Origin of the sequence: uncultured Sunxiuqinia sp., from assembly GCF_947495665.1 — a bacterium.
Taxonomy (GTDB): domain Bacteria; phylum Bacteroidota; class Bacteroidia; order Bacteroidales; family Prolixibacteraceae; genus Sunxiuqinia; species Sunxiuqinia rutila.
Genome location: NZ_CANLZV010000019.1, coordinates 1 through 11,703 on the forward strand (window position 1 = coordinate 1; position 11,703 = coordinate 11,703).

An 11,703-nucleotide genomic window follows, 5' to 3' on the forward strand; every position below is an offset into this window, starting at 1 on the left:
ATTTGATAAACGATTCAAACACGCTCCAAGTTACTGATATTCTATACTCTCCCCAAGCTCGTTGCACTCGCTTTGCCCCTCTCTTCTGGAAGAGAGGGGAAGAGTCGGTGAAATCCGACAGGATTGAACATGACTCTGGGGTGAGTTTACCAGTGATACCCCTTACAACTAATTTTTTCATTGAACCCTCTTTTAACCCAAATTCCCGCCAGAAATCATTCACGCCTTTCCCGGGCCGGGCTCCCTTCTCCGGTTTCCGACCTCCGTCCTCCTTCTTCCAGTTTCCCGTCATTCTCCCGCAGCAATCTTCAATTTTTTGTTAACTCTTTTTTGCTTCTTAAGTTCAATAGTGTTAACTTGTTATTCGTTTTAGTTCAGGAATACGACAATCACTAAAAACAATTCATCCTGAATATCAAACAAAAGACCCGAACCGATCAGGTTTCTAAAGAAATTAGCGGAGAAGAATCCATCGAACATTATGTACCGCCCCCGGATCACTCCCTGAAGATTATTCACGACCAGCACACCGGCTTCCGCGGAAGCAGGCACACCGGCTTAACCACCGATGCATAAAAAAGGGCCACCCTTGCCGTGCAAAGCTTCAGGCGGCCCAACAGATTGAATTAAATCAACTATTAACTCTCAAAGTTATGAGTTTAAACGAAAGTAAAAAGCGTGACTTTGTCTCCCAACTCATTGTGATTATGGAGCAAAACACGCAGAAACTTACGGATGCTGGCTTTGACCCGGTCGCAAAGATCGAGCAGCTTAAGGCAGAACTAACCACTGCCGACGATGCCGAGGGAAAACAAACCGAAGCTGCGGCTGCTGCTAAAGATGCCACCAAACTAGCCAATGAAACCCTGGATACGGTGTACATCAATGGCTCAGCTACCGTAGATTTGATTTCCGGATTGCTCGGCAAAAACGACAACCTGGTTCTCGAAATCAAAAAGCTTCGGAAAAGTGGTAGGGGCAAGGCAAAAAACAGCCCTACTGAATTCTAAGATCTGGAAGCCCGGTTCAGCAATGAGGCGGGCTTTTCCGTCCCTACCTCCATCAATCCTTCCTTCAGATCAGTTCATTCCTTCTTTAACCCTTAGGTGTAATGCCATTGAGCAGCTTAATGCTGCCGAAGGGAATATACTTCCGGCAGTAGCGCAGAGGCTTGCTGCCCAATCGAATAATAGATATTCCCGAAGTCACAAAACCTATTCCATAGAGAATATCGATGGCGCGACGTGGAATTATCCCTCTGACACGTCGAATCGTAACTATTCCATACAGCAGCAAGCCTATTCGATAGCGAATAGTCGTAATTCCATAACGAATAGTCTTCCTGCGACAAGGAAGAGAAGCTATTCCCCAAAGGGGTGATCTCCAAAACCCCCGCCAAACAAGGAACACAGAAGGACTAGGTATTTTTTAATGACAGAATTGATGAAGTAAATCGAACTCTCCCCAAGCTCGTTAGCTCTCAGGAGTAGGTAAGCTAAAATGAAAAATTATAAATAGAAAATCGATTTGATAAACGATTCAAGCACGCTCCAAGTTGAGGATTTTACAGACTCTCCCCAAGCTCGCTACGCTTGCTTTGCCCCTCGCTTCTGGAAGAGAGGGGAAGAGTCGGTGAAATCCGATAGGATTGAACAGGACTCTGGGGTGAGTTCAACCACGTGTTCTTAACTCTCAACAGACCAATCCAAACGCCGAGCCTACTGCCTTATCAATGGTTCTCTATAATTCGGAAAGGTGAAGAGATTGGACTTTTGAGATAGCGTGGGAGATTTCTAGCCTATAGCATTGTTTAGCTCCTGCTACTATTTTTTAAAAATTTCCCTCGAATGATATTCAAGAAACTCCTTATTTGGAGCGAACCGACTTGGTAATACTATTGTGTTATTTTCGTAAGGCAGAAAGAACTGTTCTGACTCATTATTGAGTTTTGCTTTTAGCTGATCCGATATTTTCACTCTATAGTCCGGTGTGACGGTAATTAATCCCTTATCAAAAGCTTTGTCGTGTAGTGCATTCAGGCAAAGCCCGTTTTGTGGATTCATTCGTTCCTTTTCATTGGCTGCCCATGGTATAATATGACTTGCAATTAATAATTCGGAAGATTGAACTCCAGTAATACAGCAGGCTTGGTTATAAGATGCTAAAATTGTCTTGCGGAAAAAACTCTGATTGACTCGTGTTCTAACAATTGCTTCCCGCTCTTTTCCTTCCTTTAACTCAGGTATGTCTGAAAGATCAATTTCGGACTCAAGTGTAACTCCTTTGTATCTGGCAAGTATTTGCTCGCTTTCGAAAGCTAATTGATCCCAATTCCCGTGAAACTCATTCCAAACAATTTCTTCACCTTTTGCACCATGAGTTAGACCTGAAACATTCCTTGCCTTTAAGGCAGGATCAAGGCGTGCAAAATTGGCCAGTTTGTACGATACAGCTCCTTTCTTTCTCCCGATGATATTGGCTAACTCAACAACAGGAGGATAGTTCTCGTTTATTTTGGTAAACGGGATTTTGCAATACAGGTTGAATGCAACAATATGTTCTTCTCTTGTCCAGTTCGGGTTGCGGGGCATGCTAAAATTGAATAATCCCTAATCTACTTAGATAATTCGTATGATCTGTTATTACTTTATTTAATAGTTCATTTTTCAATCGAAAAAGAATATCTCCTAGCAACTTTGAGTTTACATCTGGAAAGCTTACAACATAACGAGAATTAAAGAAAAGATAGTGACATTTCTGGTTAAAGAAGAAAGTAGGTAAACGTGTAATTGAACTAGCCTGTGTTGTCAATAGATCAGAATCAAATTCCGGAACTAAAACCCCTAATATATAAACATAATTTCTCGGATTTGCCTGGGCATAATCGCAAGCTGCGCTAACCTCTAACAAAACCAAAGAAGCAGAATCCTTTATCTGTCTTCTCTCTGCTTTCCTAGCCTTCCTTGAATCAAACGGTAAAAAAGAATGAAGTATCTCTTTCTGGGAAGCTCCAAAATAGGAAATCGTTTCGTCCTCACTTAAATCCCCTAAACAAACTACCACTCCCCTATCATTCTTAACTCCATGCTCGCCATTAAAATCATAGTGATAAATTGAATTGAGCCTGCCCAACGTCAAGCTATCTATATAATTGAATTTGCTCTTTCCGTCGCATCCCAAGAGCTTTTGAAGTTTGTCATTCCACTTAGGAGATAATTGCATTTTTCCAATCTCATTTATTAGGATTGGATTTAGTCCATCCCTAATTGCATTAAGCGGATAACTCCGAGCATTGTCGAAGCCTAAAGTTTGAAAAGCAATATTTGAGAATACCAAGTCAAAATTATCATTAAACCTATCACTATTCCCCCAAGTATCTTCTCCATTGGATACAACATTAAAAATTGTATCTAAAGACTTCCCTACTGCTTTTGAGATCTTTGTCTCATAGTCAAATAAAATCTCAATGATATCATTATCAAACACCCTAGTTATTTCCCTTTTTAAATCTTCGGGATCTCCTGTAGTCACTTTATCAATACAGTCAACCAACAGTGGCTTTGGAATACTATCTTCAGCACGCTCCTCTATATGCGCCTTAATATCTTCGACCTTATCTGTGTGGGAAGACCAAAAAATCAAGACAAATGGACCATTTTCCGCATGAATACATGCTCTAAGGGCATTCTCAAACGAAGTAATAGTCTGCTTAGTCACATCATTACCATCCTGTAACTTTATATCAAAAAAGACTAACCTTATACCAGAAAATGGCTCAGCGGGAGGATTAGCTTGTGAGTATAATATTGTGTATGCAGGGATATTTAGCTCGCGTAAGGCTCTATTAATCTTATCAATTTCGCGTTGCTCGTTATCCACAACTAAAACCTTTGAAATATTTTCTAACATTCTAATCAATTTCTGGATTAAACACTAATGCAACCACTGCCCCATTATAAGAACTAGGGATTTCTAAATCTGCAGGATTCATAAACACAACCTCTCCACCACATAACTCCATTACCAAGCTTGTAAAGTAAAGTCCCAATCCTATTCCTCCTGGCTTAAGAGTATAAAATGGTTTTGTTATATTTTCAGTATCCATTTTGAACCCATCACCATTGTCTGCAACAAGTATTGCTGGTCCCCTAAACTTCTCCAAATCAGTGGTAATAAGTATAGCTGGTGGAATAGACTCGTCCTTTTCAGATCTCACTGTAGACCAGTAAATAGAATTATCAATCAAATTATTTATAGCACTGAAGATCAAATTATCTGGGCCGTTGACATTAAAATCAGGAGCCTCATCCGTCAATACGGGACAAGAAAATATAATATCATGGTAGTTGAATCTCCCACTATTATGACTCTTGAGAGTTCCTAACAGTTTCTTGCAACTAAAAACAGAAGATTGATTTTGCTTTAATATCGGAGAGAACCCTTCAATTAAATTGTATAGAAACTTTATTCTTTCCCTAATATCTTCGATATCTGTTTTTCCAATATCATGGTTAATCGATTTGACCTCCCTTTGCAATTCATGGAAAACGAGACTCAAGTTCATACCAGACAAACCAGAATTTAGCATTACTTCTCTCATTTGATTGTAATCATCTTCTATTCTCGAAATAACGTGCCTAAATTCCTTGTACAGCTTTTTCTCTTCTACTTTTGATTTTAATTCCTTAATACTTTCGGAAAACCCTGCTTTCTTTACAGGTTTGAAGCTTTTAATCTGTTCTTCGAGGGCCTCTCGATCATCCTGAATAGTTATAGCGAAGTGTTTGATTATACTTAAACATATATCTTTAAGCTTACGGTAAACTTCGTTCTCGTCAAACCCTTCTCTGTTTGTTTTCTCTTTTAAAAAGTCATGCGATGATTTCAGATCTAATTGAATCGATCCTATAATATTATTATTACTAATAGTTTTCCCTGGGTTGTTTGCTCTCAGTAAATTAAGATTTAGCCAGTCATTCCCAGGCTCTCCATAGTTATAAACCCTAAGTTTATCCCTATAAACTCGAACTCCATGGTTTTCATTCAGATATTCTTTAATGGTTTTAGTGTTATTGAATACCTTCAATATTTCTGGGCGTTGATTAAAGAGATAAAACTTGCCTTTTATCCTTCCTATTTTTTCTAGATCTTCTCCTCTATATATTTTCTTTTTTGTTTTTGATTCGGGCTTTATAAGAATTTTGTCTTTCTTGTTTTCCTGGAAATTATTTATTGAATATCCTTTTAGCATATCAGATTTAAAGGGAGGCCTAAAGCTGTATTCCCAACTATAAGTTCCGTCCTCAGATAAATAGAAATCATATTCATATATACTGGTTCCTAATATCTTATGAGGATCAAAGATATCTTCAATCCACTCATTATATTCCTCATCAAGCATTAATTTAACAGTAAAAGAATCTTCGGTTTGAAAAGGGCTAATGAGTGTATTCACTGTTCTGTAAATCGTCCTAATATCACCTCTTTCCCATTTCTTCTTTCTCAGGTTATTTAATGTTATCCTTGTACCATGTTTTTCACCGAGAAAGCTGAGATTCTTCTCACGCCGCAGAGTAACTTCTGTGTCTTCAATGTATTTTGCTTTGCCAATCAAACTCGGCCAATTAAAACTCAATCTAAAAGATTCATTAGTTTCTTCATCACGTGTTTCCAGGGTTATATCTGTTGCTAATTTATGCACAGCTAAACGACCAACCCCCTTTTCCCCCAATGATTCACGACTATACTTATTGCTTATCTTTCTATTCTTACCTCTTTTAAAATCAGTCCCTATTTCGAGCCATGAATTTTCCAGGACTTCCCTTGACATCCCAACTCCATCATCTTCAATGACAATTGCAATATCTTCTTGCCCCAAATTAATAAACCGAATTTCTGCTCGAGATGCATCTGCATCGTAGGCATTTTTGACTAATTCAAATAATGCAAGATTATCACTTCCAATCAACTCATCGCCTAATAAACTTAGGATATGACTACGTGCTTTAAAATTTGCTTTATATGATTCTGACATTTTCTAATAAGTTACAAAGTTCGTGAGCAATCTTTTCGGCCATCAAAGGTGGCACGGCATTGCCTATTTGCCGAAAAGCAGCGGTACGTGGTTGACTCTCTTTAATCCCTTCAAAATAATAGTCATCAGGAAATGACTGTATGCGAGCGGCTTCTCTCACAGAAATGGACCGTAATTGTTTTTTGTCTGGATGTATGAAATGGTGTCCGTCTTTTGCTATATGGGCAATCATGGTATGGGGTTCCAATGCGACCACTTTAAACCGATCTTTAAAATCTTCAATGTTAGCCTGAGTTCTCATGTATTCAGGTATTTGGTCATTCTTAATCCGGACTCCTTCTTCCAGTTGTTCAATCGCAAGCCGGTATATGTCCAAATCTTTTGGGTTGTGTGGTCTGGTAATATGCTGCGTTACAAAATCAACTCCGTTTCGGATTTCAGATAGCTCCAGATATTCGTTCGTGGGAGAGGCATATTCATGAAAACGTCCCTTTTCTCCCGGTTTGATAAATGGCAAATCATTAAATATATCATTTCGGGTAAACTGATTGTCACTTGTCTCAAAGTCCGGATATTCAAATTGAAAATCTTTTTGCCATCCTATGATAATAACCCGACGTCGATTTTGAATAACCCCAAAGTCTTTTGCATTTAACATCCTGGCCTCCACAGTGTATCCCAATTGCCGGTAATACTTCTTGAGGTTTTTGTAATATTGTCCGTCTGCAGCTGTCAAAATTCCGGGAACATTTTCAAAAACAAACATTTTGGGTTTGTATCTTTTTAGATACCTTCCATAGTGAATGTAAAGAGTTGTTCGTTCGTCGTTTTCCTTATGTTTTAGTGGTGCACGGCCAACAACCGAATAAGCCTGACATGGTGGTCCTCCAATAATTAAATCAACAATTCTGTCTCCCTTCAAATTATCGATCTGACTAAATATCTGCTCATTCGTTTCATCTCCAATAGGCAAATTAATAACTGATTCTCTTTTTTCCCTAGGTAACAAGCTGTAAAGTTCTTCTCTGGAAACTCCTTCCCCTTTTATATAAGCCAGGTATTTCTTAAAATCAGGCGTATTTTTCAAGTGATGATATGCAGTCCTCGTCAATAATGTATTGCATGCTGCTTTATCCATTTCAACGTGAGCAATTGGAGTAAAGTCTGCACGAATAAAACCTTCAGAAAGGCCACCAGCTCCTGCAAATAAATCTATAAAGTTCATTTTGATTTTGCGTTATCATAACCTTTAAAAAAATCCTCAAAGGTTGTATCCAAGGCACGAATAATCTTATCAATAAGGATGATAGACACGTTTCTTCTTCCATTCTCGACACTTGTTATATAGGTTCGATCAATCTCTGCTTTCAATGCTAACTGCTCTTGCGAAAGCTTTTTATGAAGTCTTAATTCCCTGATACGCAAACCTATTTTTCGTCTAGCATCCATGCCTCTAAATGTATTTTTATGTTGACTACTGCACAACGGACTATGAGTCACAATCCGTAAGGCGCAACGGACTATGAATCACACGTGCTTTTTTTTCAACACATTATAAAAACTTTCAGAAATGGATAGTAGCTTCAGGAAGATCAAATTAGCCTTTGATCTCCACAATTAATTGTTGGAATGTCTGTTCCCTTTTATCAGACTTCAACTCACATTCCCAAACGGTAATCACTTTCCAGCCTGCGACGTTAAGCGCAATTTCTTTTTCCTTGTCGCGTTTTTGGGTGTTTTTAATTTTCCGGAGCCACCATTCGGTATTGGTTTTTGGGAGGGTAAAATAACGACATCCTTTGTGTCCATGCCAAAAGCAGCCGTTTACAAAAATGACGGTTTTATACTTGGGTAGTACAATATCCGGTTTCCCTGGCAGGTCTTTCACATTCAGCCGATAGCGAAAACCACGAGCAAAGAGGTACTTCCGAACCACGATTTCAGGTTTGGTGTTCTTCCCCTTAATCCGGCTCATATTGTAACTTCTCGTTTTCGGATCATGTACATCCATGCCTTAAAATTAGCAAAAGTTTTCCGCCTGTTTCCTTTCGCCTTACAGTAATTGGCTTTGCCAGGCAGAGGTGCTAATCACAACTTTAGGCGCAACGGATACTCCCGGTATTCACACAAAATATTCTTCTCAAAACAGCAAAAAATCAGAGTTGTCTTATGATCATTTATGTATATTTGATCAACTAATTACGAACAACTTATCACCTTATCCTATGAAACGTATTTTAATGGGTTTTCTGCTATGCCTGCTGCTGGTGTGGTCGGGCCAGGCCCAGGATCGGATTGTAACCTGGAATAACGACACCATCCCCTGCACCATTACCAACAGCGGAGCGCGATACATTCGCTTTACCGTGTATCAGAATGGCATTCAAACCAACGGCCGCTTAAACCGAACGGAGATCAAGCAGATCATTCAGGCCGAGAAGGCCCCGGTTAGCCTGCAGGCTCAGCCGGAGTTTCATCGCTGGCGGGTTGCGCTTTCGGGCGGTTTGTCATACCTCACCGGCGATACCGACCCGGCTCGTGACGGCGCCCGGCAGCAAGGGCTAACCAACGAACAGGCGGACGACTATTTCCAACAGCTGTTGCTGGGCTGGCAAAGCAGCGCCCAGGTTCACTTCTTTCTGGATTCGGACCTGGCCTTTGGCCTCCACTATCGGTTCCACACCTCCCAGGCCGATGTGTTTGCCACCTTCGACCCGCAAGATGGCATGAACCTTTACCACGGACAGATGAAGGAAACCATCTACACCCACTACATTGGCCCCTCGGTGTTTGGCAACCACCAGCTTTCGGCCAATCAGAAGTGGTGGCTGAACGGTTCTTTCTCGGCTGGTATCGCTTTTTACCGGGATGAGTTGTCGGTATTAAACTCCGGCATGCTGCTCACCGGAAAGGCTTTTGGGGCTACCCTCGACATGGGGCTGGAATATTTTGTGGCCCCCCGGGTTTCGGTGGGGCTCAACCTCGGGCTGTTTGTCTCTAACCTGACCAAGGTGACGATGGACGACGGCTATAACCAAAGCTCGGTTAAGCTGGAAGAGGAGGAAAGACAAAACCTGTCGTCGCTGGACGTTTCTACCGGACTTCGTTTTTACTTTTAAACCCGAACAGCTATGTACAAGATACTTCGCAATTTGATTTTCATGGGGTTGGCCCTGGCTACCCTCTCGTGCAACGACGATTTCTTAAAGCAGAACGAGCTGCCGCTATACGCCTTCCCCGATCCGCTTATGTTATCGGCTGATCAACCCGTCAGTGCCATCACCCTCACCATTCCGGATGCAGGAAACCAGGCGTTTTACATCCAGTCGCAGCCGAAGTGGCTGGCTTTTGATCAGTTGCAAGGCAGTTTCCGCGATGGCAGTGTAAGCCTGCCCTACCGGTTTATCGATCCGGGCTATCAAACCGTCGAGGGCTATTACGCGGCTCCGCTCATCCTGTGCATCAAAGAAAAAGCCTATTACCAGCTGGATATCTGGTATGGTAATTTTGATACGAATCCGAGTGTTCCGGATACAACAGGGAATGGTGGTGATCCTGGAAATGGCGGTGAAAATCCCGGGAATGGAGAAGATTCCACGATTGTGAATCAAGGTAAGACCTTCTATTTCGATGGAACAGTGGTTGATGCCGTTTACCATAAGCCCAGTGACCGTCTCGTTATTGCCACCAAAAATCCGGATCAGTTGCTGGTTTACAATACGCGCGATGAAAGCCAGTCGGTTGTTGCACTAAGCAAGGTCCCCAACTGCCTGGAACTAACACAAGATGATCAATTGTTGGTGGGATACACAGTAGCCTTCGTTTCGGCTTTTCAGCTCGACAACATGGAACTGCTGCAAACTTATACGCTCGACTGCATTCCTTTTGACCTGGCTCATGGCGACAACGATTTATGCTATGTATCTCCCGGAGGGGAAAATGACAAGAGCATGCGTGTTCTTAACCTCAAAACAGCGGAGCTGATATCGAAAGAGTTTGCTTTTTATCATCACTTTGATGAACAAACAATCATTAAGAAAGTTAAAGGAGAACCCCGGCTACTGGCAACCCGAACCCGCGTTTCTCCTTCCGGTTTGCTTTTGTTCGACATCAGTGAAGGCATCCCTAATGACACCATCTCCTATTGGCATGAAGGCCTGATCAATATCTGGCCAACCAACGATGGCAAACGATTTATTGATTATCGGGGCAATGTGTTTTTTATCCCCGAATACAATACTCAGGTGACCAATTCAATCGATGGCTTCAACCAATATGGAACAATAGAACTGGCCTACGCCAATGTTTCCCATGTGGATGAAAACGATGCTACCAAACGCTTTTTTGTTGCCACCTCAGACACCTGGCCAACAAGTTCAGACTACTATCATCCTTCTGTGATTCATGTTTTCGACTCCGAAGGCTTAGGCTTAAAGCGTACCTTGGAACCTTCAACAAGCGTACTCAACGCGCAACAGACAGGACAGCACTTTGTGGGCTATGTTTTCTCCAACCAGGCAGGAGATAAACTGTTTGCCATCCGCAGGCTAACAGAAGAATGGCAACACACGCAATGGTCGGTTGAAGAGTTCAACCTGGATGAAGAGAAATAGCAGGCGGACTTGCTAAACCGAGACCCCTTAAAATCGCAAAAAGGTGAAGGCCGCGGCATCCCACGGCCTTCACCTTTTTTTCGAAAATACGGTCAACTACTCTTTGCTCTCTGCTCTTTGCCCTCTGCCCTCTGCCCTCTGCCCTCTGCTTACAGGATCCTAAAAATCCGTATTGGGTTCAGCCAGGTCCAGCTCTTTAATCCAAATGTTTCGGTAAAGCACCGGGTGTCCTTCAGCTTGCAGCTTGATTCCTCCCGGACGATCGGTAATGCCATAACCATCGTCGTTCCCTCCGTCAAGACCGGAATAGGGACCACCCCAAACTTTATTGATGGCAACATTGGAGTGCACTTTTTGCCCGTTGAAGTAAACCGTTACCAGGGGTTTTTCGGTGAGTTCTCCATTTTCAAAGCGGGCCGCACGAAACTGAATATCGTAGGCATTCCATTGTCCAACACCCTTGTAGGCAAAATAGGGCGATTCCGTTTCATTAATCACCGTGCCCATCCCGTGTCGGGTTGAATCGCCATCAAGCACCTGAATTTCATAGCGGTTTTGCAGGTACACCCCGCTGTTTCCTTTTTCTTGCTGAATGAGAAATTCCACATGCAACCGGAAATCCCTATACTTCTGCTTCGTTACAATATCCGCCGTTCCATATTGTCCGCCTGCTGCCGTCGGGTCGTTGCTGTTAACAGCCGTGCCTGTCCCGGCAGGATCATCCACAATCTCCCACTTAATGGGCAGTTCGGCAGCCAAACGCGGTCCTTCCCAGTAGGTCCACTGCTCATCCAGCATCTGGCGGGAGCCGTCAAAAAGCACCTGAGCATCAGCAGGAGCCTTAGCTCCCACTCCTACAGGCTGTTCGTTGCACGAAGTCGTTGTGGCGATCAGACACCAGGCAAAAAATAAAAATTGAATCGTTCGTTTCATCCTGTTCGTTTTAATGGGGTTAGCGCTCCCCAAGTTACCAAAACTTAGGAGATTCTCCTTCTTTTCGAGCAAGCAAACACAATGCGGTGGCCTCTCCCAAAGAGGGCTTGCCTGAAACAAGCG

Annotated in this window: 11 protein-coding genes; 3 read left to right on the forward strand and 8 right to left on the reverse strand. The window is 42.2% G+C overall.

Annotation, left to right across the window (positions count from 1 at the left end; genetic code table 11):
* A partial coding sequence (locus tag Q1A18_RS17120; protein ID WP_299583540.1) for a hypothetical protein occupies nt 1-181 on the reverse strand: 181 nt, incomplete at its 3' end.
* Nucleotides 182-653: 472 nt separating this feature from the next.
* On the opposite strand from Q1A18_RS17120, the gene Q1A18_RS17125 reads away from it, so the two are divergent.
* On the forward strand, nt 654-1,010 hold the full coding sequence (locus Q1A18_RS17125) for a hypothetical protein (protein WP_299583543.1): 357 nt from the start codon (nt 654-656) through the stop codon (nt 1,008-1,010).
* An 813-nt stretch (nt 1,011-1,823) separates the two neighbouring features.
* Here Q1A18_RS17125 and Q1A18_RS17130 read toward each other — a convergent pair.
* The 6 genes from Q1A18_RS17130 to Q1A18_RS17155 form a co-directional block, all read right to left on the reverse strand.
* The gene (locus Q1A18_RS17130; RefSeq protein WP_299583546.1) at nt 1,824-2,591 is read right to left on the reverse strand and encodes an HNH endonuclease; all 768 of its coding nucleotides are present in this window, start codon (nt 2,589-2,591) and stop codon (nt 1,824-1,826) included.
* Between the two features lies 1 nt (nt 2,592).
* Nucleotides 2,593-3,909, reverse strand: coding sequence for a hypothetical protein (locus tag Q1A18_RS17135; RefSeq protein WP_299583549.1), 1,317 nt, complete (start codon nt 3,907-3,909; stop codon nt 2,593-2,595).
* 1 nt (nt 3,910) lies between these two features.
* Nucleotides 3,911-6,034: an ATP-binding protein gene (locus Q1A18_RS17140; protein WP_299583552.1), complete on the reverse strand. Its 2,124-nt coding sequence runs from the start codon at nt 6,032-6,034 to the stop codon at nt 3,911-3,913.
* Nucleotides 6,018-7,259 carry a DNA (cytosine-5-)-methyltransferase gene (gene dcm, locus Q1A18_RS17145; protein WP_299583555.1) on the reverse strand — a complete coding sequence of 414 codons (1,242 nt, stop codon included), beginning with the start codon at nt 7,257-7,259 and terminating at the stop codon, nt 6,018-6,020. The genes Q1A18_RS17140 and dcm overlap by 17 nt, the downstream gene beginning before the upstream one ends.
* Nucleotides 7,256-7,483, reverse strand: coding sequence for a helix-turn-helix transcriptional regulator (locus Q1A18_RS17150; protein ID WP_299583558.1), 228 nt, complete (start codon nt 7,481-7,483; stop codon nt 7,256-7,258). The genes dcm and Q1A18_RS17150 overlap by 4 nt, the downstream gene beginning before the upstream one ends.
* Before the next feature lie 148 nt (nt 7,484-7,631).
* Nucleotides 7,632-8,045, reverse strand: coding sequence for a very short patch repair endonuclease (locus tag Q1A18_RS17155; RefSeq protein ID WP_299583561.1), 414 nt, complete (start codon nt 8,043-8,045; stop codon nt 7,632-7,634).
* A gap of 214 nt (nt 8,046-8,259) precedes the next feature.
* Between Q1A18_RS17155 and Q1A18_RS17160 the strand changes: the two genes are divergently transcribed.
* Entirely contained in the window at nt 8,260-9,153 is an 894-nt protein-coding gene (locus Q1A18_RS17160; protein ID WP_299583564.1) for a hypothetical protein, read from the forward strand.
* Between the two features lie 12 nt (nt 9,154-9,165).
* Nucleotides 9,166-10,647, forward strand: coding sequence for a hypothetical protein (locus Q1A18_RS17165; RefSeq protein ID WP_299583567.1), 1,482 nt, complete (start codon nt 9,166-9,168; stop codon nt 10,645-10,647).
* Between the two features lie 159 nt (nt 10,648-10,806).
* Here Q1A18_RS17165 and Q1A18_RS17170 read toward each other — a convergent pair whose 3' ends face one another.
* Complete coding sequence (locus Q1A18_RS17170) at nt 10,807-11,580, reverse strand: DUF1080 domain-containing protein (RefSeq protein WP_299583570.1); 774 nt, start codon at nt 11,578-11,580, stop codon at nt 10,807-10,809.
* Nucleotides 11,581-11,703 lie beyond the last annotated feature (123 nt).